This is a genomic window from Rufibacter radiotolerans, assembly GCF_001078055.1.
In the GTDB taxonomy this organism is placed as follows: Bacteria; Bacteroidota; Bacteroidia; order Cytophagales; family Hymenobacteraceae; genus Nibribacter; species Nibribacter radiotolerans.
Genome location: NZ_CP010777.1, coordinates 4720975 through 4745405, shown reverse-complemented (window position 1 = coordinate 4745405; position 24431 = coordinate 4720975). Strand labels below are relative to the sequence as shown.

The following is a 24431-nucleotide window of genomic DNA, read 5'->3' as shown; positions in this document are numbered from 1 at the left end:
CCTCACCACTTTAATCATGTTTTCTAAAATCAATAACATTCCCTTTATACAAAACATGAACCTAATCAATTGGGCATTAGTCCTGGTTCCTTGTGCCGTCCTTGCTTTGTCATACGTATGCTTAAGGCCAAAATTTTATAAGCAAAAATAAAGGCCTCTTCTACTAACAAAGCATAATCCTCTACCCAGCAACTTTGCCCCACTTACATTGGGCTGTTTTGTCAATTTAATAAATGAAGCCATTTATCATTCTCCTTCTATTCCTTCCTCTTAAGCTCTTTGCACAACAAGAAACTGCGTGGATCAAGAAGCTTGAGAACCCAGAATATCCAGTATGGGCACTTAAACCTCAAAACGTAAAGGACAATTACCTAAAATACGACTTTTCTCGTGCTCTTAGGCCTAAAACCGAGTTCCTTGGTTTTATTGGCCCCCAATACAGAAGACTCAAAATTGATTTCAACTCCGTAAAGCAGATTGGAGATCAGGGTACATATAAAGTAAAGGGCACCTCAACAGTTGGTACTACCACATGTTCCTTTGAAGGTGAGATTGTCATTGAGCAGATACGTGAATTCAAGAGACTCCATTATGGAGTAGATGAGATGTATCAAGATTCTGGATTGGTGAAACAAGGTATTTTGATTGGGCGCTATGTATTGAAAGAGAATCCCAAGCAAAACCATTCCGGGGTTTTCAAAGGCATCATGACTTTATGGTGGTACTTGGATAAGACAGGGGAAATAAAATACGATGCCATAGAGGCTCATTCTGACAGCTACAGAAATAACCAATATGTTGGCTCATGGTCTGAATACAGAAAATCTACTCCCAAAACTTGCAACTGGGGAGAATACAGAATACCCTTTTCAGGCGATTTGGATATAGGAGCTGGGGAATTCTCAGCTAACCCTAAATACTACAACAAAGGCTGGAATGCATTTAAAGCAGAATAATTCTTCAGAATGCATTTCATGCTTCAACTGAACATACAAGCTTCTTAAACTAAGCTGTCAAAAGCTTTCTCACAGCACTCTTCCCTACTTCTCCCCATCCTTCACCTCCACCCACACCGGGCCATGGTCACTGGACTTTTCCCAGCCTCGCACTTCATGGTCTACCCCAGCCGCCACTAACCGCTTTTTCAAATCAGGGCTCAGCAGTAAGTGGTCAATGCGCAGACCGGCGTTGCGGCCATAGGCATTTCTAAAGTAGTCCCAATAAGTGTAGATGGTTTCTGTAGGATGAAGATGGCGCAGGGCATCTGTCCAGCCCTGGCCTAGCAGGTCTTGAAAAGCGGCGCGGGTTTCGGGGCGGAACAGCGCGTCTTCCACCCAGCGCTCGGGCTTGTAGGCATCCAGTTCCGTGGGTATCACGTTGTAGTCGCCGGCCAGCACCACCGGCGTTCCGGCGGCCAGCAATTCGGCGGCGCGGGTGGCAAACCGCTTAAACCAGGCCAGCTTGTAGTCAAACTTAGGGCCGGGGGCCGGATTCCCGTTGGGCAGGTAGAGACACACCACCAGCACGCCGTTCACCATGGCTTCCAGGTAACGGCTTTGCTCATCTTCAGGATCGCCGCCCAGGCCGCGGCCTACTTCCTGGGGCTGTACACCCCGCGCCAGAATAGCCACCCCGTTATAACTCTTCTGCCCATGCCACACGGCGTGGTAGCCCGCCTCCAGCAACGCCTCCTCCGGAAACTTCTCCTGCGGGGTTTTCAATTCCTGCAGGCACACCACATCTGGTGCCGTTTCTTTGAGCCAACGGAGTAAGATGGGCAGTCGGGCATTGATGCCGTTCACATTGTAGGTCGCTATTTTCATGGCCAGGCCGAAGGGTAAGATTGTTTCCTGAAAAGTTTCCAATAGCATACGGCTGCGGCGCTTACAAGGCCAGGCAGGAGAACAGAAAAACCTGCCAAACCCGGCTCCGAGGCTTTTCTGTACCAAAATAAAAGACCTGGCTGCAGAGAAGCAGAACCCTCCTGGAAAACACAATCCCGGCGAACGCTGTTAACCTGTATAATAGCACCTGCCATCAAACCCGCTCTTACTGCTAAAGCCCCATGTTCCAGCTTTTAGAAAAATATATCAAGGACCGTGCATCCGTAGAGCCCGCCATGCTGGACTATATCTGCTCCCATTTCAGTCTTGTAAAGACCAGGCGCAACCAACTTTTACTACAGTACGGCGACACCTGTCAGCATTATTATTTTGTCAACAAGGGGGCTATTCGGTTGTTCACGCTTAACAAAGAAGGGCAGGAAGCTTCGCGGTATTTCGCGTTTGAGGGTCAGTTTGGTACAGCTTTGCCCAGCTTTATAGAGCAGAAGCCCGCTCTGGAATACATGCAGACCATTGCGCCCTCCCAACTGCTCCAGATCTCCAGGAAAGACTTTTTCCTGCTGGTAGACACCATTCCAGCCTTCGCGGCTATTTACCGGCAGATAATTGAGACGGGCTTTATCACGGCCCAGAAAAGAATCTATGGGTTTCAGGGGTTTGATGCCCTGGAAAAGCTCCAGTGGGCCCTCCAACAGCAACCCGATTTCCTGGCCAGGGTCTCCAACAAAATGGCCGCCTCTTACCTGGGCATTTCGCCCTCCACGCTCAGCCGGCTAAAAGCCCGCCTTTGAAAACGTTGCCCCAGGTCAATGTTTGGCAGGAAACCCGCGGGTACCTTTGCTAAAAAAACATGAGACACGCGCTTTTCCTTATCATATTCTTCCTTCCCGGCTTTGGCTGGGCACAGGCCAGCAAGCCACCAACTGCTCCGGTGGCGCAAGCCTGGGTTTCTGAGGCTTACCAACTTCCCCTTAAAACCGCCCAGGAAATAGCCGCGCGGGCCCGCCTAAAAGCCGCGGCCTTACAAAAAGAGGTTTCCATTGCCATAGTAGACGCCTCCGGCGAAGTTATTCTACTGAGCCGCGGCGACGGCGTGGGTCCGCATAACACCGAAGCGGCCAGACGCAAAGCCTATACCTCGCTCTCTACCAAAACCACTACCCTGCTGCTGGGCCGAAACGCCAGAACCAACCCAGACACAGAGAACCTGGCCCACCTGCCAGAGTTGCTGCTCCTGGGCGGCGGGACTCCTTTATGGCACCAAGGCAAGGTAATAGGAGCCATAGGTGTAGCGGGTGGCGGCGGCCCCGAAAACGATGATACCATTGCCGCTGCCGGCCAGTTATCCGAAGCCGGCATCACTACCACCAAAATTCAGCTTAACTAAAAACCACATGAAAAAATTACTGCTTAGCCTGGTGCTATTCGTCTTCACGACAATGGCCTACGCGCAAACCAACACCCACCAATTGTCCAGCCACATTCTGGATATCTCTACCGGACTCCCTGCCCCCGGCGTCACCGTCAGGCTGGAGAAACAGAACGAAAAGACCAAAACCTGGATCACTGTAGACTCAAAAGTGACTGATGAGAACGGCCGGATCAAAGACTTTCTGCCCTACGCCAGTGCCCAGCCGGGTATCTACAAACTCACCTTTCTGGTAGCCGATTATTTCAAAAAACACAAGACCGAAAGTTTCTACCCCTTTATTGAGGTAGTCTTCCAGATCAAGGACAAGAACCATTACCATGTGCCCATCACGCTGTCGCCGTACGGATACTCTACCTACCGAGGCAATTAAAAGAAGGAGGGCTACCCTGAAGTAGTCCTCTTTCTTATTTTCATGGTAGGAGGAAGGAGGCGACGTGAAAATGACCAGTTTTCAAGAAATCAATATCAAAACAGGTTGCCCACCAGGCTTGGGCTTCCCAACACCACATTCCAAAGAAAATCTTCCCGTTGGGCTTGCGCAAGGATAAACCTATTACTCCATGCCCCTCCCAAACCTGCTATCCCTATTAGCCTCCCTCCTTTCTTTTCTGTAATTTTGCAGAGCGGCTTGGCTGGCGTTTTGGGGCTATTTTCCCAAAAACAGGCCTAAAACACGGTTGCTTCCCTTTTTACGTGTCATCCGGTTTCTTCCATACCAAGATAGAGTTTCTCAAGGGCGTAGGGCCCCAGCGGGCCACGTTGCTGCAGACCGAGCTGGGCATATTCACCTACGGCGACCTGATCCAGCACTACCCGTTCCGGTACATGGACCGCACGCAGTTCCATGCCGTGGCAGACCTCACCGAGGACATGCAATACGTGCAGATCAAGGGCCGCATGGTGGAGAAGAACCTGATAGGCGAGGGCCGTAAGCAGCGCCTGTCGGCTGTGATCAGGGATGCCTCCGGCGAGATTGAGCTGGTCTGGTTCAAAGGCGTGAAGTGGCTGAACGTGCAGCTCAAGGTGAACCAGGAATATATTGTCTTCGGGAAGCCCAGCCTGTTCAACGGCAAGTTCAACATGGCCCACCCCGAACTGGAAGAGGCCACCGAGGTGAAGCAGGACCAGAGCTTCCTGCAGCCCGTCTACCATACCTCAGAGAAACTCAAGAACCACCGCGTAGACAGTAAGGCCATTAGCAAGATGATGGCCGAACTGCTCAAGCAGGCGCCCACGCACCTGCCCGAGACGCTCACCCCTGAACTGGTAGACCAATACCGGCTGGTCTCCAAGCGTGAGGCTATGCTGCAGGTGCACTTTCCCAAGAACTGGGACACCCTGCAGGCGGCGCGCTTCAGGCTCAAGTTTGAAGAACTGTTCTACACCCAGCTCAAGCTCCTGCGCACCCGCACCAAACGTAAGGCCGAGCTGGCCGGGCAGATCTTCAGCAAAACCCCTACCCTTACCGAATTCTACAAGAACCACCTGCCCTTTGACCTCACCGGCGCCCAAAAGCGCGTGGTGCGCGAGATTTACCAGGACGTGATTGCGGGCAAACAGATGAACCGCCTGTTACAAGGCGATGTGGGCAGCGGCAAGACCATTGTGGCCTTCGTGACTATGCTCCTGGCCACCGACAACGGTGCCCAGGCCTGCATCATGGCGCCCACCGAGATCCTGGCCGACCAGCATTACCAAGGCCTGAAACAGTACGCCGATAAACTGGGCATCTTGCTGGGCAAACTCACCGGCTCTACCAAAAAGGCAGACCGCCGGGTGCTGCACGAACAACTACGCTCTGGAGAAATGCAAATGCTGGTGGGTACGCACGCGCTTTTAGAAGATGAAGTACAGTTTCAGAACCTGGGCCTCTGCATTGTGGACGAGCAGCACCGTTTTGGCGTGGCTCAGCGCTCTAAGCTCTGGCAGAAGAACCCACGTATCATTCCGCACGTGCTGGTCATGACGGCCACGCCAATCCCTCGCACGCTGGCCATGACCCTGTACGGCGACCTGGAAGTTTCGGTGATTGATGAGCTACCGGCCGGCCGGAAGGAGATTATCACCGTGCACCGCTATGACAGCAACCGCCTGCGGGTGTTTGGGTTCATACGTGAGCAGATAAAGCTGGGCCGCCAGATCTACATGGTGTACCCGCTCATTGAAGAATCTGAGGGCCTGGACTACAAAGACCTCATGGACGGCTTTGAAAGTGTGAGCCGCGCTTTCCCAGAGTACCGCGTGAGCATGGTGCACGGCAAGATGAAGCCCCAGGACAAAGATTTTGAGATGCAGCGGTTTGTGAAGCATGAGACCCACATCATGGTGGCCACCACCGTGATTGAGGTAGGCGTGAACGTGCCCAATGCCAGCGTCATGGTGATTGAGAATGCCGAGCGGTTCGGTTTATCGCAGCTGCACCAGCTGCGGGGCCGCGTAGGCCGGGGCGCCGACCAGAGCTATTGCATCTTAATGACGGGCTACAAAATCAGCAAAGAAGGCAAGACACGTATTGAGACTATGGTGCGCACCAACAACGGCTTTGAGATAGCTGATATTGACTTGAAGTTACGCGGACCGGGAGATTTGATGGGAACCCAGCAGAGTGGGGTATTGGATCTGTTGATTGCGGATCTGGCCAAAGATGCCACTATCCTGAAGGCGAGCCGGGCGGCTGCGCTGGAGATAATAGAAAAAGACCCGGACTTAAGTCTTCCGGAGCATGCCAACCTGTTGCGGCACATCCGGTCGCTGAGTGCCAACGCCGTTAACTGGAGCAGGATCAGCTAGACTTAAGTCTGGGTCTTTCTGGTAAACTAAATTAGTTGAGGGAGTAAGTAAAGGTTCTTTCAGTTTTCTCTTCTACGTTTTCTGTGTCATGTACATTATGTACCGGCTGGGTCAGGGGGGAATTTGCTTCTGAGTTTAGGGAGTAAATATCCCCGGTTGTAATATTCTCTTTCTTTCCAACGGTACTGGCATCAGCTGCTTCTTCTTTGTAGAGCTTTCCTACCACAATCATTCCCACTAAAAGGAACATCTTAAAAATAAATTTCATAGATAAACAATTATTTGTGCGTCATTTACTTCCTAGCAAAAGTACAGGATCAACTTTCTTAAGTCATTAACAGATAGTGATATTACTGTTAAGGAATGATAAAGCTATTCACCGCAGAACCCTCCTTCACAACTCACTAACACATTGGGCAAGCCTAGGTGTTTACGAGCGCTGGGGGCCTTAGTTCAAGCTTTATCTATAAAAAGTTATCCACAGGCCGGTTGTAAATCGTTTAGGTGACCTTAAATGTGAAATAAATAAAATATATATCTTATTTTTTATATCTATCTAAGCGGATGCAAAGATAGTGATAAAAATGGCAATTAGCTTACTATGAAATATTTAATCAATAGCGCCCAAACCAAACCATGGTCAGGTGATGGCTTCCTGCCGGTTTAACGGTATATTTGTGGGGTCTATACTCTTACTATTATGCGTCTTACTACTCTTTTTCTTTCCTGCTTCTTTCTGTTGGCCTTACTCTTTCAGCCCCGTGTAAGCCAGGCCCAAAAAATTAAGTCTTCCGCCTTTGCCTATGCGCCAGAGGCCAACGGGGACCAATACAACCAACGCATTCCTAAAAAGGCCTTCGCGGTAAGCCCCACAGACTTTGTGATCCTGAGCCGCAAGTCTGACAGTACGTACGCCATTGAGCGCTACGGCGCAGACCTCAAAGCCGTTTGGTCTACCCCGGTGCCCATGCTAAGCCAGGAAACCGTAGAGGCTTTTTCCCAGAACAAAGGCACCGCCCTGCTCATTACCCACCAGGTGTTACCAGACCAAGGCAGCCAGGCCCTTTTTGGAAGGCTATTTGACGTGGCTACCGGCAAGGAATTGAAACGAACCAAACTGCAGGAAGCCCCCAGCCGTGGCCGCCGCCCTGCCGTGGCCATCTCCGCCGATGGCTCCAAACTGGTGACCTATCACGCCAACACCCGCAATGAGCAGCTGCAGTCTATGCAGGCCAACGTCTATGACGGCTCGCTCACCAAGATCAAAGACAGACTTTATGATTTTAACGGCCTAGGCAACCAGGTAAGCGCCCATGTGCAGATAGACAACCACGGCAACCAATTTGTGAGCGTGCTTACCAACCGGTCTATGCGCCTGAGCGTACGCCGCTACAACAACCGTGACAATGAGATTAAGGTCATGGAAGTGATGCTGGGTGGGGTGTTTGACGGCGAGAAAATGTACGTGCTGGACACGCATTTCAAAATTCACCAAGACAGCAGCCTGTACGCCGCCGTGTTGGTGGCCGAGGAAAAAACCGGCGACTACCGTAGCCTTAAAATGGTTAGGTTTGATTACAAGGCCGGCAACATGCGCTTTGCCGAGGAGTTCAAGTTCACCCCAGACTTCACCAAAACCCTGGCCCAATCTACCGGCTCTACCCGCCTGGCAGACATTTACCTCTCAGATATTCTGGTAAGCCATGAAGGCCAGATTCTGGTCATGGCCGAAAAGAAATACACAGACGGCGGTGAGAACAGCGACTTCCACGCCCAGGAATTGCTCCTGTTCGCCTACAATGAGTACCTGCAACCTACCTGGAACTCTGTTATCATCAAAAACCAGAAAGCCCCTGCCTCTGAAGGCTTCGCCGGAATCTCTTACAGCGCCCACCTCATTGGCAACCGCCTGCAACTGCTCACCCTGGAAACTATCAAAGGCAAAACCGACCTTTACTCCCGGTCTATCCATCTTTTGACCGGCGGTGCCGAGCCTCCCAAGGCAGTAGGCCTCAACGTAGCCAATGACCAGCGGGTGTCTTACGTAAAAGACTTCACCACCTGGCTGGACGAACGCACCATCACCGCCGTGAACCGACCCAACAAAGCCTCGGCCGGCCTGCGCCTGAGCCGGATCACATTCAAGGATTAGTCAGTCTGTTTCGGGCCTGTTTTTGAGAAAACAGGCCCGAAACAGACTCATGCTTATTAGCAGTTGAAAGCCTCCTCTGGTTTTCGCCAAATGGAACAAGTTTAAAAGTAGGGGCAATCCCTTGTGGTTGCCCTACCACGGTGGCAAACGCAAAAGGGCAACCACAAGGGATTGCCCCTACAGATTCTAATTAAAACAGAAAACCCCGCTGAATCAGCGGGGTTTTCTGTTTTAAGGTCGTTTTGGCAAAAACAGGCCTAAAACGCTCGTTCTACCATTTAAGAAAAGTCTTGCGTCTTATGTCCTGAATCCTGTGTCTAAACATTAGTACACAAACTCGTTTTCCTTAATCATCTCAGCGGCAATACGGCGGCGGGCTTCCTTGGTGTTGAACGGCTCCAGTTTAGTAAAGCGCTTCAGGCCAATGAGTAACAGTTTCTGCTCGTCACCAGGCTCGCTCATGGCAGCGATGGCTTCTTTGCCGGCTTTGTTGATGCGGTCGGCGGCGTCATTGATGATCACGCGTACCATGTCCAGTTGGCGAGCGTGGGCTTCTTCACCGCCTTGGCCTACAAGTTTCTCTACCCGTAGCAAAGCAGACTCTGCTAAGTAGGTCTGGATGGCCATATCAGCTATGTACATCAAGACTTCCTGCTCTTTTTCTAGGGTCATCATGAACTTTTGCACGGCGGTACCGGCGGTGAGCAAGGTGGCTTTCTTGAATTTCTCCACGGCTTTTTTCTCTGCGGCAAACAGCGTGGTGTCCTCGTCACCGAAGTCAGGGATTTCCATGAGTTCCTGCTGCACGGCGGCGGCCGGGCCCATCAGGTCCAGTTCGCCTTTGAGGCCTTTCTTCAGAATCATGTCCACAATAAGCATGCGGTTGATCTCATTGGTGCCTTCAAAGATGCGGTTGATACGGGCATCGCGGTATGCGCGGTCCATGGGGTAATCAGCGGAGAAGCCGTAGCCTCCGTAAATCTGCACACCTTCGTCTACCACATAATCCAGGGTTTCAGAGCTGTCTACTTTCAGGATAGCGGCTTCTACGGCAAACTCACGGGCGGCTTCCAGAACAGCTTCATTGTAGTTTTTACCAGCGGCCAGCAGCTCCTGCTCTTTGTTATGAATGTCATGTCCGCAACGGTACAAAGCAGACTCCACGGCGAAAATCCGGATGGCCTGCTCGGCTAGTTTATGACGGATGGCGCCAAACTTGGAGATTGGAATCTTGAACTGAATACGCTCATTGGCATACTTCACTGACAAATCTGTGACTGCTTTACAGGCGCCCAGACAGGCAGCGGCCAGCTTAATACGCCCGATGTTCAAGATGTTGAAAGCAATCAGGTGGCCTTTGCCAATCTCGCCCAGCACATTACTCATGGGTACTTTGCAGTCGGTGAGGAAGACCTGGCGGGTAGAGGAGCCTTTGATACCCATCTTGTGTTCCTCGGGACCCAAGCTCAGGCCTTCATAGCCTTTCTCCACAATAAAGCCCGTGAACTTGTCGCCGTCTACCTGCGCGAACACAATGAAGACATCGGCGAAGCCGGCGTTGGTGATCCACATCTTCTGGCCATTCAGCACAAAGTTCTCGCCTTCCACATCCAGAATGGCTTTGGTCTTGGCGGCCAGCGCATCTGACCCCGAGCCTGGCTCGGTTAGGCAGTAAGAAGCGGTCCACTCCCCAGTGGTCAACTTAGGAAGGTATTTGGCTTTCTGCTCCTCCGTACCGAAGTACAGGATAGGGAGCATACCAATACCCGTATGCGCCGCAAACGCCACCGGAAACGAGTGCCCGGAGCCCACGGACTCGGTCACCAGCAAGGACGAGTTGAAGTCCATGTCCAGCCCACCATATTCCTCAGGAATGGCCACCCCGAACAGACCTAGTTCCCCGGCCTTCTTCATGAGGTTCTCCATGAGGCCTTCCTCATGGTTATCCAGGCGCTCCACCAGGGGCATTACCTCAGACTGTACAAACTGCTGGGCCGTCTCGGCCATCATGCGCTGCTCCTCAGAGAAATCCTCCGGGATGAATATGTCCTGGGCGTTGGTTTGTTTGATGATGAACTCACCGCCTTTGAGCGTTCTAGATGCTGATTCTGTATTTGCCATTTTGCTACTATTTTATCTGTTTAGACATAAGACACAGGACATAAGACTCAGGACTCTATTTTAAATCACTGAGCAATTTGTCTTTAAACCTATTTATCATTCGTTGCACCATGCTTACTTGCTGAAGCAATGGCTGTAATTGTTCTTCACTTACAAAGCCAAGGCTTTGGGCAAGTAGCAATTGTGTTTCTATTTCAAAGGCTGAGCCTCTTGCAATATTTAGGAACTGAATAAATTCTTTATTACTGCCTCTCCCTGCTCCTTCCGAAATATTTGAGGGAACAGAAACAGCGGCCCTATTAATTTGTGATGTAAGACCATATCTTTCATTGGCTGGAAAGGTAGCTGACACCTCATATACCTGCTTGGCCAACTTCATTGCCTCCTGCCAAATCTTAAGCTCTTTAAAATTATGCATGAAGAGTCTTGCGTCTTATGTCTTACATCTTGTGTCAGGCGCGAAAGCGCCTAGCGCAACAGTTCATAAATACCTGCCACACCCTGGCCGCCGCCTACGCAGGCGGTCACCATACCAAACTTCTTGTTCTGGCGGCGGAGTTCGCTAAAAAGTTGCACGCTGAGTTTGGCGCCGGAGCAGCCCAGTGGGTGGCCTAAAGCGATGGCGCCGCCATTAGGGTTCAGTTTCTCCGGGTCAATGCCTAGTTCGCGCTGCACGGCAATGGATTGGGAGGCGAAGGCTTCGTTCAATTCAAAAAGGTCAATGTCTTGCAGACTCATGCCGGCATTTTTCAAGGCCTTCGGAATGGCTTTAATGGGTCCCATGCCCATAATGCGCGGGTCAATGCCTTCGGTGGCGTAAGACACCAGGCGGGCGATAGGCTCCAGGTTCAGTTCTTTCACCATGCGCTCGCTCATGACAATGGTAAAGGCAGCCCCGTCTGAGGTCTGGGACGAGTTACCGGCGGTCACGCTTCCGTTGGCGGCAAATACCGGCCGAAGTTTAGCCAGTTTCTCCAGAGAGGTGTCGGCGCGGGGGCCTTCATCGGTGTCTACCACGTATGAGCGGGTTTTCTTTTTGCCGTTCTCGTCCAGGTAGGTTTCCTCCACGTTAATGGGCACAATCTGGTCCTTGAACCGGCCTTCTTCAATGGCCCTGATGGCTTTCTGGTGCGAGGCGAAGGCAAAGGCATCCTGGTCTTCGCGGCTTACTTTAAAGTCATTGGCCACGGCTTCGGCGGTCAGGCCCATGCTCAGGTAGTATTCTGGGTGCTCCTTGGCTATTTTGTAGTTAGGGGCGGTTTTCCAGCCAACTACCGGCACCATGCTCATAGACTCGGTGCCTCCGGCGATGATACAATCGGCCATGCCGGCCTGAATCTTAAAGGCGGCGGTAGCGATGGTCTCAATACCGGAGCCGCAGTAGCGGTTCATAATGGCGCCGGGCACGTTAATAGGCAGGGCCAGCAGGGAAATCATGCGGCCCATCTGCAGGCCTTGCTCGGCCTCAGGCACCGCGTTACCCACCAACAGGTCATCTACGCGGGCGGGGTCCAGTTGCGGCACCGAGGCAAGCAAATGCTTGATCACATCGGCGGCCAGGTCATCGGGCCGGGTAAAACGGAAGACCCCACGGGGCGCTTTCCCCACGGCTGTTCTGAATCCGGCAACTATATAGGCAGTTTGCATTTTCTTTTCTGTTTTTGAGGTGTTTCAGGGAAAAGAGGCTTAAAACACATCCCCTCTTATCTTCCTGAACAATAATTATTTACGTCTAATTCCTTAGCGGATTACCGGTGGTTAAGATGCTCTTGATGCGCTCCAGGGTCTTGCGTTCCCCGCAGAGGCTCAGGAAGGCTTCGCGCTCCAGATCCAGCAGGTATTGCTCAGACACTTCAGATGGCATAGACAAGTCACCGCCGCACATCACGTAGGCCAGTTTCTCAGAGATCTTGCGGTCATGCTCAGAGATAAACCCGGCGGCGTGCATGGCGTGGGCGCCGGTAATGAACATGCCTAACCCGCCTTTGCCTTGTACCTTGATGTTGGTCTTGGGAATGGGTCTTGTGTAACCCGCCTCAGCTAAGAGAATGGCTTCGGCCTTGGCCTCTGCCAGTTGGCGGTTGTTGTTGAGCGTGATGCCATCGCCGTGGCGCATGAAGCCCAGGGCGTAGGCCTCTGCGGCCGAGGTAGAGACTTTGGCCGTACCAATGGTCAGGAACACGTTGCGCAAAGCATTGTACTCGGTGTCGCCTTCTTCATAGGCCGCCGAGGTGCGCAAGGTCATTTCCTTGGTACCTCCGCCGCCCGGGATCAGGCCTACGCCAAATTCCACCAAGCCAATGTAGGTTTCGGCGGCCGCCTGTACGCGGTCTGCGTGCAGGCAGAGTTCGCAACCCCCGCCCAGGGTCAAGCCATGCGGGGCGGCCACTACCGGGATGGCCGAGTAGCGCATGCGCATCATGGTGTTCTGGAATTGCTTGATCATGAGGTTGAGCTCATCATACTCCTGGTCCAGGGCATACATGAACACCAACCCTAAGTTGGCTCCCGCCGAGAAATTGGCGGCTTCGTTGCCTACTACCACACCCCGGAAATTCTGCTCCGCCAGGTCAATGCCTTTGTTCAGGCCCTGGATGATCTCACTGCCAATGGCGTTCATCTTGGAGTGGAACTCCACGTTCAGGATGCCGTCACCGAGATCAATGATAGAGCAGCCGGCGTTCTTCCAGACCACGTTGGTCCCGCGCAACACATCCAGGAGCACAAAGTTCTCGGTGCCCGGAATCTGGCGGTAGTCTTTGGTGATGAGGTCATAGTACTGGCGCTGGTTGTTCTGGCTGCGGTAGAAGGTCTCGTGCCCTGCCTCCAGCATTTCATATACCCAGTCGGCGGGTTTGTAGCCGGCGGCTTCCATGGCGCTCACGGTTTCGCGTACGCCAAAAGCGTCCCAGGTCTCAAACGGACCCAGTTCCCAGCCAAAGCCGGCGCGCATGGCGTCATCTATGCGGTACAACTCATCTGAGATCTCCGGAATGCGGTTGGTCACGTACTGGAACAGCCCAAAGGAAGTCTCCCGGAAGAACTCACCGGCTTTGTCCTGCGCCTGGCTGAACACCTTCAGGCGCTTGCGCAGGTCATCAATGGGCTTGAGCATTTCCATACTCTGGAACCGCACCTTTTGCTTAGGTCCGTATTCCATGGTTTTCAGGTCCAGGGTCAGGATCTCGGTGGCGCCCTCGGCGTTTTTGGTTTTCTTGTAGAAGCCCTGCCTGGTTTTATCACCCAGCCATTTCTTCTCCAGCATTTGCTCAATGTAGCCCGGCAACTGGAACAGCTCGCGTCTTTCATCGGCTTCGCCGGTCTGGTACAAGCCCTGCGCTACTTTGGCCAGGGTATCCAGACCTACCACATCTGAGGTTCTAAATGTGGCTGACTTGGGGCGGCCCACTACCGGTCCGGTGAGGCGGTCTACCTCGTCCACGTTCAAGCCTAGTTTCTCCATGACGTGCAGCACCTGCATGATGCCGTAGATACCCACACGGTTGGCAATGAAGGCCGGCGTGTCTTTGGCCAGCACGGTGGTCTTACCCAGAAACAGGTCGCCGTACTTAAGCAGGAATTGGGTTACCTCAGGATCAGTTTCTGGGGTGGGGATGATCTCCAACAGCTTGAGGTACCGCGGCGGGTTGAAAAAGTGGGTACCGCAGAAATGCTTTTTGAAATCATCTGAGCGTCCTTCCAACATAAGGTGAATGGGAATGCCCGAGGTATTGGAGGTGATCAAAGTGCCCGGCTTGCGGAACTGCTCCACGCGCTCAAACACAGATTGCTTGATCTTGAGGTTTTCTACTACCACCTCAATGGTCCAGTCACAACCGGCAATGTCTTTGAGGTCATCATCAAAGTTACCCGTCTGGATTAACCGTACGTCTTCTTTTTTGTAGAGTGGGGCCGGGTTGGAGGTAACGGCCGTTTGCAGGGCGGTGTTCACAATGCGGTTACGCACGGGCTTACTTTCCAGGGTGAGGCCTTTGGCTTCTTCCTCGGGGAGCAGCTCGCGGGGCACCATGTCCAGCAACAGCACCTGCACGCCAATATTGGCAAAGTGGCAGGCAATGCGCGAACCCATTATGCCCGAGCCCAGCACCGCCACTTTCTTAATGATTCTCTTCATAATTACTCTTTTTATGTATCAAGATGTGCGTACCAGGTACGCACGATTTTTTCTCTTTAGCACTTTCCGTTTTAGGGCAGTTTCCAGGAAAACAGGCGTAAAACAGGTATTATTTAGCTGGCTTGCCTTCTTCGGCAAACACTTCCTTGGCCTCAATCAGGTGGTTGATCTGGCCAATCACCTTGAAGAACACGTCCAGCTGTTTCTCCGGGATCACCTCCCGCACCTTCTGGTTGAACTGCTTTACGGTAATGCGGCTTACCTCCCGTTTTTCCAGACCCAGGTCGGTGAGATGGATGCGCACCGACCGTTTGTCCTGGGCATCAGCTACCTTATAAATAAGGCCTTTCTCTTCCATGCTCTTGAGAATGCGGGTAAGGCTTCGGGCCTCCAAGCCCAGCAAAGGGGCAATTTTAGTGGCCGGGGTACCTTTCTCGCGGTCAATGTTCAGGAGCACAAACCCAATGGAAGTGGTAATGTCATTTTTGGCGGCCTGGGTATTATACATACGCGCTATGGCATGCCAACACACCTTAATGTTAAAGTCAACGGTTTCCTCTGCTTTCATGGGTTGGTATAGGTGTCTCTTACCAAATTTAGAAAAATATGTTATGCTTGCATACTATTATTTGAGATTTTTTATTCTTTCCCTCAAAGAAGGGCCCTGCCTTGCGTTTTTGGGAAAGGGAGACAGGTTATTTTGCGAAGCTTCCTATAATATCCAATCCAGCCGCTGTAGTACGTACTGCCAAAAGCGAAAAACCGTTTTAAGCCTATTTTCCGGAAAACGGCCTCAAAACGGTTTTCTCTAGTAAGCCGCTACGCCTGCTGCGCAAAACCTTTCCGCCAAAACAGGGTGACAGAAAAAACAAGCGCCGGTGAGTCCTATTCATTACTCTGACCATTTTCCTAGTATCGGCCTTAGGCCTGATTTAAAACTGTACCTTAAAGTTGGAGAGCCCTAAAAACAGAAGAGGAGACGCTTTCCTGCGTCTCCTCTTCTGTTTCATCCTATTCTAGGCGGTGCGGTACAGACCCTCTATCAGGTCTTTGTTGTTGGCAGTGATCACCTTGCGCTTGATGCTGAGCTTAGGGGTCATTTCGCCGCTTTCAATGCTCCAGGCCTTGGGCAGCACCACAAACTTCTTAATGCGCTCATACTGGGCCAGGGTTTCATTGGCTTTGTCTATCTCCTTCTGGAACTTCTCCAGCACCTCGGGCTTTTGGATCATTTCCTCATTGGTGGTGTAGGGAATGTGGTGAATCTTGCACCATTCCTGCAGGCCCTCAAAGGCCGGCACAATGAGGGCACCCGGGAATTTCTCGCCTTCACCTACGACCATCACCTGCTCAATCACCAGCGACTCTTTGAGTTTGTTTTCAATGAGCTGCGGGGCCACGTACTTACCGCCGGAAGTCTTAAACATCTCCTTTTTGCGGTCGGTGATCTTCAGGAAGCGGCCTTCTACCAGTTCGCCAATGTCCCCGGTGTGGAACCAGCCGTCCGGGTCAATGACCTCAGCGGTGAGTTCGGGGTGTTTGTAGTAACCTACCATCACGCTTGGGCTGCGGGTAAGGATCTCGCCGTCTGCGGCAATCTTCACTTCCACGCCGTCTATCACGGGGCCTACGGTTCCAATGGCATTGTCTTCGGGCTCATAGCGGTTCACGGCAATTACCGGCGAGGTTTCTGTTAGGCCGTAGCCTTCCATAATCCGGATGTCGGCTCCCCAGAAAACCCGGGCCAGACGCGGTTGCAGGGCAGCCCCGCCAGACACAATCACTTTGATGTTACCGCCCAACGCATCTTTCCATTTGGAGAAGATAAGCTTGCGGGCCAGCTTCAACTGCATGTCATAGAACGCGCCCGGCGATTTGCGGGTATCATATTTCTGCCCCAGGTTCAATGCCCAGAAGAACAGTCCTTTTTTGATACCGGTCAACTCAGAGCCTTTGGCCACAATCTTGTCGTAGACTTTCTCCAGCAGGCGCGGCACGGTCACAAAAATGTGCGGCTTCACTTCCTTGAGGTTATCGCCTACCTTGTCAATGCTCTCGGCAAAGTAAATCGATACCCCCACAGACAGGTAGATACAAGACACCATGCGCTCATAGATGTGGCACAGCGGCAGGAAGCTCAATGCCCGGTGTTCCGCGCTTACCGGCACAAACGGCTTCACGGCCGTGAAATTACTCACCAGGTTGTTGTGCGACAGCATCACGCCCTTGGGCGCGCCGGTGGTACCAGAGGTATAGATAATGGAGAGAAGGTCTTGCGGGGTCACGGCGGCCTTGTAAGGCTCCAGGGTTGCCGCGTCTTCGCCCTCAGCCAACTTCAGGAGCTCAGACCAGTGCTTGGCCCCGGGCACCTGGTCAAAGGTGTAAATACCCTGTATGCCGGTCAGGCCTTCAGCGGCTTCTTTTACTTTGTTGTAGAGGTCCTCGGTGGAAACCAGAATAAGTTTGGTCTCAGAGTCTTGTAAGATAAAGCGGTAGTCCTCCACGGTAATGGTGGGGTACATGGGCACGCTCACCGCCCCGGTCTGCTGGATACCGTAATCGGCGAACACCCACTCCGGGCGGTTCATGGAAATGAGCGCCACCTTATCATCTTTTTTGATGCCAGATTTGATCAAGGCCAGACTTAGCGTATTTGCCGTGTCAATTACCTGCTGGGTGCTATATTTCACCCATTCTCCATTGATTTTGGCGGCCAGGCAATCGGGTTGGGGAAATTCCTGCACCTGTTGCGTAAGAAGGTCAAAAACGCGTGTCACTTTCATAGTGTTGTCTGTGTAGTTCGTTCGGTTAAGATAAAGCAAAATCCGGTTAAAAAAAATTAAGCCAAGGGGCCTATCCCCTCATAATTGCTAAAAATCATATCTTCTGGTGCCCAATAATTGCCTAAATTTGATTTTTGCCTTACGCACCACATGAATTTAGCCATCTTTTTCGAGCCCCTTCCAGAAGAGCTTTTCGGGCAGGTAACCAACCCCAAAACGGTGGGAGCCTACCTGGCGCCGTTCATCCATTCGTTCCCGGACTGGCGGTCTGCCGAGGTGGTTTTGATTGGCTTGCCGGAATACCGCGGCACCGTTGATGCCAGCAACCTGACCTATGAAGGCCCTAACCGCATACGCAAAGAGCTGTACCGCCTGATTAAAGGCACGGGGCAATGGTTGGTCATGGACCTGGGCAACCTGCTGCCGGGCATTCATCTGGAAGACACCTACCTGCGCCTGAAGGAAGTGGTGGAGATGGTAGTGGACTCCGGTAAATTCCCTATTCTGCTGGGCGGGTCGCATGACCTTACGTACGGGCAGTTTCTGGGCTATGAGCATTTATCCAAAAGCGTAAACCTCACCCTCATTGACAGCCAGCTGGACGTGGCCATTGAAGATGACGCCCTCCCCGAAGCGAACCACCTGCAACGCATTTTGTTGCATGAGCCCAATTACCTGTTAGGCTTTACGCACCTGGCCCACCAAGCTTACCTCACCGATGCCTCTATGCTGGGCGTGCTGGAAAAGCTCCACTTTGAGCTTTTCCGCATTGGCCAGGTACGGCAGCAGATGCAGGAAATGGAACCTGTGTTACGGCAAGCCGATCTGATCAGTTTTGACGTCTCGGCTATCCGGCACCAGGACGCCCCCGGCCAGCTCCAGGCCAACCCCTTCGGGCTTACCGGCGAAGAGGCCTGCCAACTGTGCTGGTACGCTGGCCAGAACGACCAGCTCAGTTCCATCGGTTTCTACGGCTACCGCCCCGAACTGGACCACCGTGCCCTCACGGCCACCACGCTGGCCACCATGATCTGGTATACCATAGAAGGTTTCTACCAGCGCCAGGGCACCCTTGATTTCCACAGCAACCACTTCCTTAAGTTCTCGGTGGGTTTCCATGACAACCCCAACAAGATGTTCTTCTACAAAAACCGCCACACCCAGAAATGGTGGATGCAGGTAGACGACCTTTCGGGCCAGCGCCCTCCCCTCATTGTGCCCTGCAGCTACCAGGACTACCTCACCGCCGCCGACGGCGAAGTGCCTAATAGGTGGATATTGATGCAGACGCGGTTGTAATTGAATGTGCTAATTTGGAAATGTGCTGATGTGCTATTTTTAAGAAGAATTCTTAATGAAATATGGGTAAAAAGGTCTACAGGGCAATGGGGCTGTTATTAGGAAAACATCTTTTAAGGCCTTTCCAACTCCCACTGCTTTTCTGTCAAGCATCCTTCCTCTTTTGTCATCCTGGAAGGATCTCGGTGGCGAACTAGACAGGCAGCAGCGGTGAAACAGCATAACTACTTCGTCTACATCACGTCGAACCCGACGAAGACCGTTTTCTACGTGGGAATCACCAATGACCTGCAACGCAGGTTGGTTGAGCACCGGGAGAACCGCGGAAAGCCCGAGACGTTCGCCGGGAGGTATTACTGTTACAAACTGTTGTACTATGAACGCTTCACTTACGTACAGCACGCCATTGACACCGAAAAGGAGCTGAAGCTGATGAGTAAGGAGGAGAAAGTGGCCTTGATTAAAAGCTTGAACCCTAGGATGCTGTTCCTGAAGGTAGTCGACTGAACTACCGTTCGCCACCGAGATCCTTCCAGGATGTCAAAGGAGGGGTATAAGACGACAAAGCCAGAAAAAACACTTCAAAATAATTTTTCCCGTTCTTCATTCTCTCAATCACTCAATCTCTCATTCACTCAATGCTACCAGAATACACCCGCTCCCAGCTAGCCCTCCGTAACGGACAGGACCGTGATGAGATTTGGGTCGCCTACAAGGGGGAGATTTATGATGTGACCAAATCACGGTTGTGGCGCCGGGGAAACCACTATGAGCACTGGGCCGGCCAGGACCTAACGGAGGAACTGAAGGACGCACCGCACACTGAATATGTGTTTGACAAGTTCACCGTAATAGGAATCTTAAAAAAATAGGGCTTCTTTGGGCAGATTTTCAGAGATTTGAGGCCGTTTCTTTCCCCGCCCGCTTATGATCCTTATTGCCGACAGTGGCTCAACGAAAACCGCCTGGCGCCTCTTAAACGCCCAGGGCGAAGTGGCCCAGGCCCTCACCGTGGGGTTCAACCCCTACTACCAGAATACCCCTGAGATTGCCCAAACCCTCAAAGACAGCCTGCTGCCGCAATTGCCCGGTGCTACTCCCCAGGAGGTTTACTTCTACGGCGCGGGCTGTAGTGCCAAAGACAAGCAGGACATTGTAGCGGCCGCGCTGCTGGAGGTGTTCCCTTCCGCCCAGGCACACGTACACCATGACCTGGAAGCCGCCGCCCGGGCGCTTTGTGGCCACAAAGAGGGCATTGCCTGTATCCTGGGCACCGGCTCCAACTCCTGCCTGTATGATGGCGAAAAGATTGTGCAGAACCTCCCCAATCTGGGCTTTATCTTGGGTGATGAGGGCAGCGGCGGGTACATGGGCAAGCACATTGTGCAGGCGTTCCTGAACCAGGAGTTACCCCCAGACCTGCACCAGGCCTTTGAGGAGCGCTACCATACTAACCGTGATGAGATAGTAGACAACGTGTACCGCAAGCCTTACCCCAACCGGTACATGGCGGGTTTTGCCCGTTTCCTCTCAGACCACCGCGACCACCCCTTCATCTACCAGATGATCTGCAAATGTCTGGGCGATTTCTTTGAGAAGGCCGTGATCAAATACCCAGACTATCAGAAGAAAGAAACCCACTTTGTAGGCTCCATTGCCTATTATTTCAGAGACATTCTGCGTACGGTAGCCAAACAATACGGCGTCACCGTATGCACTATCTTAGAAAGTCCCATTGAGGGGCTTAGCCAGTATCATCAGCAAAAACTTACCCTATGAGTACAACTGAAACCGCCTCGCACTATGACCATCTGGAAAAGATGAGCGTGCATGAACTCCTTACCAACATCAACAAAGAAGACAAAACGGTGCCCCTGGCCGTGGAAAAAGCCATTCCGCAGTTAGAGAAGCTGGTAGCCGCGGTAGTAGCCAAAATGCGCGAAGGCGGCCGCCTGTTTTACATTGGCGCCGGCACCAGCGGTAGGCTGGGCGTGTTAGATGCCTCTGAGTGCCCCCCTACCTTTGGCGTGCCCTTTGACATGGTCATTGGCATTATGGCCGGTGGCGATACCGCCATTAGAAGGGCCGTGGAGTTTGCCGAAGACGATGACCAGCAAGCCATCAGAGACCTGGATGCCTATGGCGTAAACGAGAAAGACGTGGTGGTAGGCATTGCCGCCTCGGGCCGTACACCCTATGTGATTGGCGGCCTGCAGGCCTGCAATGACCGGGGCATCACCACCGGCTGCGTAGTCTGCAACGCAGACAGCAAAGTAGCGGCCGTGGCCAAGTTCCCAGTTGAGGTAGTTACCGGCCCTGAGTTCTTGACCGGCAGCACCCGCATGAAAGCCGGCACCGGCCAGAAGTTGGCGTTGAATATGCTCACCACCTCGGTTATGATTCAACTGGGCAAGGTGAAAGGCAACAAGATGATAGACATGCAGCTCACCAACTACAAACTGGTGGACCGCGGTACCCGCATGATCATGGACGAGCTGAACATCTCTGAAGAGAAAGCCCGTGAACTGCTGGACCTGCACGGCAGCGTGCGCGCCGCCATCACCTCGTATTACAATCAATAGATTTCCCGTTTCGGGGCCGTTTTCCGGAAAACAGGCTCGAAACGCGCATAAAAAAAGATTCGCCTCTAACGGGCGGATCTTTTTTTATGCCGTTCCCTCATCCCGCCGGCCAGTTTCTCCGTTACTTCTTTTCCAGCTATTTTATTTTACCATGCATACCATAGAACCCTTTTATAACTGGATTGAAGCCTATTCTGCCTCTGAGGATGAGCGCTCGCCGCTGTACGGCGCGGAGTACAATGAATTGGAGTACATGAATACCATTTACGGCTACTACATCCATCCGCAGTGGGATGACATGGACTCTGAGACGCTGTTCCTTAAGATTCTGTACGCAGACTATAACGAGGGCTACGCCATCATTGAATTCATTGGCGAGTGGAATGACACGCTCCACAATGACATCATGAGCCTGAAGCGCAATATCCTGGATCTGATGGTGGGCGAGGGCATTAACCACTATATTCTCATAGGAGAGAATGTCTTCAACTTTCACGGCTCAGATGATTCTTACTATGAGGAATGGTTTGAAGACGTGGAAGAAGGCTGGATTGCCGCCATTGGGTTCCAGGACTTTGTGGTGCAGGAGATGCAGCAGTTCAACCTGGATTATTACATCAACTTCGGGGGTGACCTGGACAAGATCCCGTGGCGCACGCTTGCCCCGCCCCAGCTTTACATGCTGGTAGACCGGCTCATACAGCGGCGGCTAGGCGCTTAGTCTGCGTTTTGAGGCTGTTTTCCTTAAAATAGCCTCAAAACGTATCACCCCAATTCCCGGCAGGCGCTCCCAGGCTACCCGGTTAAGCAAAAAAAGAAGGGGCGCCCAATTGGACGCCCCTTCTTTTTTAAACTTGTAGTTGGCTTATTTAGGATCAACAGCATCAACGCTGTCTTCCAGTTCTTCAGCAGCTTCTTCAGCAGCAGGGTTGTCAGCATCATCAGCTACATCTTCCATTTGCTCTGCTTTTTCTTCTTGTTGGTTTTCTTTGGCAGAATCACAAGAAGCGAAACTCATCATACCGGCAGCTAAGGCCATTACAAACAATGTCTTTTTCATAGTTTTATTTTGTAGGGATTTAAAAACAATTTAAGATACTCAAAAAATAGCATTCTATTATATAGAACACCGCACTTATTTTGGGTCCACTTCGTCAATGCTATCTTTGACTTGTCTGGCTTCCCGCGCTAACGCAGTGTCACCGGCCATTTCAGCGTGGGTTTCCACAATCTCAGCTTGCTCTTCCATTTTGTTTTCAGTCTTGGAGTCACAGGCGGTAAAGCCCAGAACACCGGCAAGCAAAGCAGAGAGAAACAGCGTCTTTTTCATGGTTATTTTTTCAAGCATTTTATTCAACTTCCCTAAAAGGCCCAGAGTAAATATGGCTTTTTAAGGTTTATGGAGTCTTGTACGCAAGCATGGAAGAATGGATATATTTTCTTCCATAGATATACAAATTATGCAACAAGTTCCTTTAATTCACACAAAAGCGCAGAACAAACTCACCTTAGGCAAGCCTATTCCGCGCTTTTAAGAATAACACCGGCACATTCTGCCGGCTTGGTAACTACTTAATAGAATCTGTAGCAAGTGTATCTACCAAAACCCCTTGGGTATCAATGGGAGAAGCAGTTGTTTCAGCTATGTCTGTGGCGTTAATAGCTTCCTCTGTGGTAGTGGAAGCAGACGCCTCATCTGCTTTCTTAGAATCACAGGCAGTAAAAGCCATAAAGCCCGCCGCTGCAATTAACGTTAAAATAGTCCTCATGATGTTAATAAAGGGGTAAAGGGTGGAGCGTGTAAGGTCTTGGAAAAGAAAAAACCAGGCCGAACCTATTTTTTTCTGAACACTAAGTTAACAGGCACTCCTTCAAAACCAAAATGTTCCCGTAACCTATTCTCCAAAAAGCGCGCGTACGACTCTTTTATGTACTGCGGTAAGTTGCAGAAAAAGGCGAATGTAGGCGTGTTGGTAGGTAATTGGGTCACGTATTTAATTTTGACGAATTTCCCTTTAATGGACGGCGGCGGATAGCGCTCAATCTCCTTGAGCATGGCATCATTCAGCTTGGAGGTAGGGATTTTCATAGACCGGTTCTCATGCACCTGAATAATGGTCTCAATGGCCTTGTGCACCCGCTGCTTGTTCTCCACGGAAATGAAGACGATAGGCGGATACGCAATGGGGGCAATGCGCTCCAGAATAGCCTTCTCCATGTCACGCACGGTGTTGGTTTCCTTCTCCACCAGATCCCATTTATTCACCAGAATCACCAGGCCCTTCCGGTTCTTATCGGCTAAGCCGATGATATTCATATCCTGGGCCTCAATGCCGCGGGTGGCGTCCAGCATCATCACGCAGATATCACTGTCCTCCAGGGCTCTGATAGAGCGTAGCACCGAGTAGAACTCAATGTCTTCATGCACCTTGCTTTTCTTTCTAAGGCCGGCGGTGTCAATGATGATAAACTCCTTCCCGAAGGCTTTGTAGTGTGAGTGGATAGAGTCACGGGTGGTACCGGCAATATCGGTCACAATGTTTCTATCCTCGCCCAACAGCAGGTTCACGAAAGAGGACTTGCCCACGTTAGGGCGGCCAATCACGGCAATGCGCGGAATACCGGCCTCTGGGTTCTCAATGCCTTCTTCCTTAAAGTGGGAAACCACCGCGTCTAGCAACTCACCGGTACCAGAACCGTTCTGGCTGGAAACCGGGAAGATTTCGCCTTCAAAACCCAGCGCGTAAAACTCACCGGCCAGGTGACCGCGGGCGTGGGTGTCTGCCTTGTTGGCAACAATGTAAATAGGCTTTTTGCTGCGGCGCAGCACATCGGCAAACTCCTGATCCAGGCCCGTTACGCCGGCATCTACGTCTACCATGAACAGAATCACGTCTGCCTCATTGATAGCCAGGTCTACCTGCTTCCTGATTTCGCCTTCAAAGATATCATCAGACCCGCGTACGTAGCCGCCGGTGTCAATAACGGTGAAGTATTTACCTGTCCAGTTGCCATGGCCGTAGTGCCGGTCACGGGTCACGCCGCTCTCATTGTCCATGATGGCTTTGCGCTCCCCTACCAAGCGGTTGAACAAGGTTGATTTGCCCACGTTGGGGCGTCCTACAATGGCGATTGTATTTTGTGCCATATCAATTGAAATGTGCGTTTTGAGGCTCTTTTTTAAGAATCACTCCCAAAACGCGGGTGAAGCCCTGCGGTGTCGCCTCCGTGGCGCCGCTAAAAGGGTACTATCTTTCAGATACAAGATGTAAGACGCATGACATAAGACTTTT

24 protein-coding genes are annotated in these 24431 nt (G+C 51.8%); 12 read left to right on the top strand and 12 right to left on the bottom strand.

Annotated elements, in window-relative coordinates:
- Positions 1-233 precede the first annotated feature (233 nt).
- Complete coding sequence (locus tag TH63_RS19375; protein WP_048922412.1) at positions 234-956, top strand: hypothetical protein; 723 nt, start codon at positions 234-236, stop codon at positions 954-956.
- 84 nt (positions 957-1040) lie between these two features.
- On the opposite strand, the gene xth is transcribed toward TH63_RS19375, so the two are convergent.
- The gene (xth, locus tag TH63_RS19370; RefSeq protein ID WP_048922989.1) at positions 1041-1823 is read right to left on the bottom strand and encodes an exodeoxyribonuclease III; all 783 of its coding nucleotides are present in this window, start codon (positions 1821-1823) and stop codon (positions 1041-1043) included.
- A gap of 242 nt (positions 1824-2065) precedes the next feature.
- Here xth and TH63_RS19365 point away from each other — a divergent pair, with 242 nt between their 5' ends.
- From TH63_RS19365 to recG, 4 genes are all read left to right on the top strand, one after another.
- Positions 2066-2635: a Crp/Fnr family transcriptional regulator gene (locus TH63_RS19365; protein ID WP_048922411.1), complete on the top strand. Its 570-nt coding sequence runs from the start codon at positions 2066-2068 to the stop codon at positions 2633-2635.
- Positions 2636-2694: 59 nt separating this feature from the next.
- Positions 2695-3231, top strand: coding sequence for a heme-binding protein (locus tag TH63_RS19360; protein WP_053093853.1), 537 nt, complete (start codon positions 2695-2697; stop codon positions 3229-3231).
- A 7-nt stretch (positions 3232-3238) separates the two neighbouring features.
- On the top strand, positions 3239-3646 hold the full coding sequence (gene uraH, locus TH63_RS19355) for a hydroxyisourate hydrolase (protein ID WP_048922410.1): 408 nt from the start codon (positions 3239-3241) through the stop codon (positions 3644-3646).
- Positions 3647-3969: 323 nt separating this feature from the next.
- The gene (recG, locus tag TH63_RS19350; RefSeq protein WP_048922409.1) at positions 3970-6066 is read left to right on the top strand and encodes an ATP-dependent DNA helicase RecG; all 2097 of its coding nucleotides are present in this window, start codon (positions 3970-3972) and stop codon (positions 6064-6066) included.
- 31 nt (positions 6067-6097) lie between these two features.
- Here recG and TH63_RS19345 read toward each other — a convergent pair whose 3' ends face one another.
- The gene (locus TH63_RS19345; RefSeq protein WP_156180748.1) at positions 6098-6334 is read right to left on the bottom strand and encodes a hypothetical protein; all 237 of its coding nucleotides are present in this window, start codon (positions 6332-6334) and stop codon (positions 6098-6100) included.
- A 432-nt stretch (positions 6335-6766) separates the two neighbouring features.
- Here TH63_RS19345 and TH63_RS19340 point away from each other — a divergent pair, with 432 nt between their 5' ends.
- Positions 6767-8218, top strand: coding sequence for a hypothetical protein (locus tag TH63_RS19340; protein ID WP_156180746.1), 1452 nt, complete (start codon positions 6767-6769; stop codon positions 8216-8218).
- A 324-nt stretch (positions 8219-8542) separates the two neighbouring features.
- Here the strand turns inward: TH63_RS19340 and TH63_RS19335 are convergent, their stop codons facing one another.
- From TH63_RS19335 to TH63_RS19310, 6 genes are all read right to left on the bottom strand, one after another.
- Positions 8543-10339, bottom strand: a complete 1797-nt coding sequence (locus TH63_RS19335) for an acyl-CoA dehydrogenase family protein (protein WP_048922406.1) — start codon at positions 10337-10339, stop codon at positions 8543-8545.
- A gap of 55 nt (positions 10340-10394) precedes the next feature.
- Positions 10395-10757, bottom strand: coding sequence for a four helix bundle protein (locus tag TH63_RS19330; RefSeq protein WP_048922405.1), 363 nt, complete (start codon positions 10755-10757; stop codon positions 10395-10397).
- Positions 10758-10807: 50 nt separating this feature from the next.
- Positions 10808-11986 (bottom strand): acetyl-CoA C-acyltransferase, encoded by a 1179-nt coding sequence (locus TH63_RS19325; protein WP_048922404.1) that lies wholly within the window; start codon positions 11984-11986, stop codon positions 10808-10810.
- A gap of 85 nt (positions 11987-12071) precedes the next feature.
- Positions 12072-14474: a 3-hydroxyacyl-CoA dehydrogenase/enoyl-CoA hydratase family protein gene (locus TH63_RS19320; RefSeq protein ID WP_048922403.1), complete on the bottom strand. Its 2403-nt coding sequence runs from the start codon at positions 14472-14474 to the stop codon at positions 12072-12074.
- A gap of 109 nt (positions 14475-14583) precedes the next feature.
- Positions 14584-15042, bottom strand: a complete 459-nt coding sequence (locus tag TH63_RS19315) for a MarR family winged helix-turn-helix transcriptional regulator (protein WP_048922402.1) — start codon at positions 15040-15042, stop codon at positions 14584-14586.
- 448 nt (positions 15043-15490) lie between these two features.
- On the bottom strand, positions 15491-17257 hold the full coding sequence (locus tag TH63_RS19310; RefSeq protein ID WP_048922401.1) for an AMP-dependent synthetase/ligase: 1767 nt from the start codon (positions 17255-17257) through the stop codon (positions 15491-15493).
- Positions 17258-17407: 150 nt separating this feature from the next.
- On the opposite strand from TH63_RS19310, the gene TH63_RS19305 reads away from it, so the two are divergent.
- The 6 genes from TH63_RS19305 (at position 17408) to TH63_RS19280 (ending at position 21859) form a co-directional block, all read left to right on the top strand.
- On the top strand, positions 17408-18556 hold the full coding sequence (locus TH63_RS19305; protein WP_048922400.1) for a formimidoylglutamase: 1149 nt from the start codon (positions 17408-17410) through the stop codon (positions 18554-18556).
- Positions 18557-18766: 210 nt separating this feature from the next.
- Positions 18767-19063, top strand: a complete 297-nt coding sequence (locus TH63_RS19300) for a GIY-YIG nuclease family protein (RefSeq protein WP_048922399.1) — start codon at positions 18767-18769, stop codon at positions 19061-19063.
- A 131-nt stretch (positions 19064-19194) separates the two neighbouring features.
- Positions 19195-19428: a cytochrome b5 domain-containing protein gene (locus TH63_RS19295; RefSeq protein ID WP_048922398.1), complete on the top strand. Its 234-nt coding sequence runs from the start codon at positions 19195-19197 to the stop codon at positions 19426-19428.
- Positions 19429-19483: 55 nt separating this feature from the next.
- On the top strand, positions 19484-20335 hold the full coding sequence (locus tag TH63_RS19290; RefSeq protein ID WP_048922397.1) for a BadF/BadG/BcrA/BcrD ATPase family protein: 852 nt from the start codon (positions 19484-19486) through the stop codon (positions 20333-20335).
- The gene (gene murQ, locus TH63_RS19285; RefSeq protein WP_048922396.1) at positions 20332-21138 is read left to right on the top strand and encodes an N-acetylmuramic acid 6-phosphate etherase; all 807 of its coding nucleotides are present in this window, start codon (positions 20332-20334) and stop codon (positions 21136-21138) included. Before TH63_RS19290 ends, murQ begins: the two co-directional genes overlap by 4 nt.
- Positions 21139-21289: 151 nt before the next feature.
- On the top strand, positions 21290-21859 hold the full coding sequence (locus TH63_RS19280; RefSeq protein WP_048922395.1) for a hypothetical protein: 570 nt from the start codon (positions 21290-21292) through the stop codon (positions 21857-21859).
- Between the two features lie 144 nt (positions 21860-22003).
- Here the strand turns inward: TH63_RS19280 and TH63_RS19275 are convergent, their stop codons facing one another.
- From TH63_RS19275 to der, 4 genes are all read right to left on the bottom strand, one after another.
- A complete protein-coding gene (locus TH63_RS19275; protein ID WP_048922394.1) occupies positions 22004-22198 on the bottom strand; it encodes a hypothetical protein in 195 nt (64 codons plus the stop codon).
- A 75-nt stretch (positions 22199-22273) separates the two neighbouring features.
- Complete coding sequence (locus tag TH63_RS19270) at positions 22274-22468, bottom strand: hypothetical protein (RefSeq protein WP_156180742.1); 195 nt, start codon at positions 22466-22468, stop codon at positions 22274-22276.
- Positions 22469-22706: 238 nt separating this feature from the next.
- Complete coding sequence (locus TH63_RS19265; protein ID WP_048922392.1) at positions 22707-22907, bottom strand: hypothetical protein; 201 nt, start codon at positions 22905-22907, stop codon at positions 22707-22709.
- A gap of 65 nt (positions 22908-22972) precedes the next feature.
- Complete coding sequence (gene der / locus TH63_RS19260; protein WP_048922391.1) at positions 22973-24286, bottom strand: ribosome biogenesis GTPase Der; 1314 nt, start codon at positions 24284-24286, stop codon at positions 22973-22975.
- Positions 24287-24431: the final 145 nt, after the last annotated feature.

Coding starts and splice junctions, on each gene's coding strand:
- TH63_RS19335 (WP_048922406.1), bottom strand. CDS start 10,339: ATGGCAAATACAGAATCAGCATCTAGAACGCTCAAAGGCGGTGAGTTC.
- uraH (WP_048922410.1), top strand. CDS start 3,239: ATGAAAAAATTACTGCTTAGCCTGGTGCTATTCGTCTTCACGACAATG.
- TH63_RS19340 (WP_156180746.1), top strand. CDS start 6,767: ATGCGTCTTACTACTCTTTTTCTTTCCTGCTTCTTTCTGTTGGCCTTA.
- TH63_RS19315 (WP_048922402.1), bottom strand. CDS start 15,042: ATGAAAGCAGAGGAAACCGTTGACTTTAACATTAAGGTGTGTTGGCAT.
- TH63_RS19270 (WP_156180742.1), bottom strand. CDS start 22,468: ATGAAAAAGACGCTGTTTCTCTCTGCTTTGCTTGCCGGTGTTCTGGGC.
- TH63_RS19280 (WP_048922395.1), top strand. CDS start 21,290: ATGCATACCATAGAACCCTTTTATAACTGGATTGAAGCCTATTCTGCC.
- xth (WP_048922989.1), bottom strand. CDS start 1,823: ATGAAAATAGCGACCTACAATGTGAACGGCATCAATGCCCGACTGCCC.
- TH63_RS19265 (WP_048922392.1), bottom strand. CDS start 22,907: ATGAGGACTATTTTAACGTTAATTGCAGCGGCGGGCTTTATGGCTTTT.
- murQ (WP_048922396.1), top strand. CDS start 20,332: ATGAGTACAACTGAAACCGCCTCGCACTATGACCATCTGGAAAAGATG.
- der (WP_048922391.1), bottom strand. CDS start 24,286: ATGGCACAAAATACAATCGCCATTGTAGGACGCCCCAACGTGGGCAAA.
- TH63_RS19365 (WP_048922411.1), top strand. CDS start 2,066: ATGTTCCAGCTTTTAGAAAAATATATCAAGGACCGTGCATCCGTAGAG.
- TH63_RS19295 (WP_048922398.1), top strand. CDS start 19,195: ATGCTACCAGAATACACCCGCTCCCAGCTAGCCCTCCGTAACGGACAG.
- TH63_RS19275 (WP_048922394.1), bottom strand. CDS start 22,198: ATGAAAAAGACATTGTTTGTAATGGCCTTAGCTGCCGGTATGATGAGT.
- TH63_RS19375 (WP_048922412.1), top strand. CDS start 234: ATGAAGCCATTTATCATTCTCCTTCTATTCCTTCCTCTTAAGCTCTTT.
- TH63_RS19345 (WP_156180748.1), bottom strand. CDS start 6,334: ATGAAATTTATTTTTAAGATGTTCCTTTTAGTGGGAATGATTGTGGTA.
- TH63_RS19330 (WP_048922405.1), bottom strand. CDS start 10,757: ATGCATAATTTTAAAGAGCTTAAGATTTGGCAGGAGGCAATGAAGTTG.
- TH63_RS19360 (WP_053093853.1), top strand. CDS start 2,695: ATGAGACACGCGCTTTTCCTTATCATATTCTTCCTTCCCGGCTTTGGC.
- TH63_RS19290 (WP_048922397.1), top strand. CDS start 19,484: ATGATCCTTATTGCCGACAGTGGCTCAACGAAAACCGCCTGGCGCCTC.
- TH63_RS19310 (WP_048922401.1), bottom strand. CDS start 17,257: ATGAAAGTGACACGCGTTTTTGACCTTCTTACGCAACAGGTGCAGGAA.
- TH63_RS19320 (WP_048922403.1), bottom strand. CDS start 14,474: ATGAAGAGAATCATTAAGAAAGTGGCGGTGCTGGGCTCGGGCATAATG.
- TH63_RS19325 (WP_048922404.1), bottom strand. CDS start 11,986: ATGCAAACTGCCTATATAGTTGCCGGATTCAGAACAGCCGTGGGGAAA.
- TH63_RS19305 (WP_048922400.1), top strand. CDS start 17,408: ATGAATTTAGCCATCTTTTTCGAGCCCCTTCCAGAAGAGCTTTTCGGG.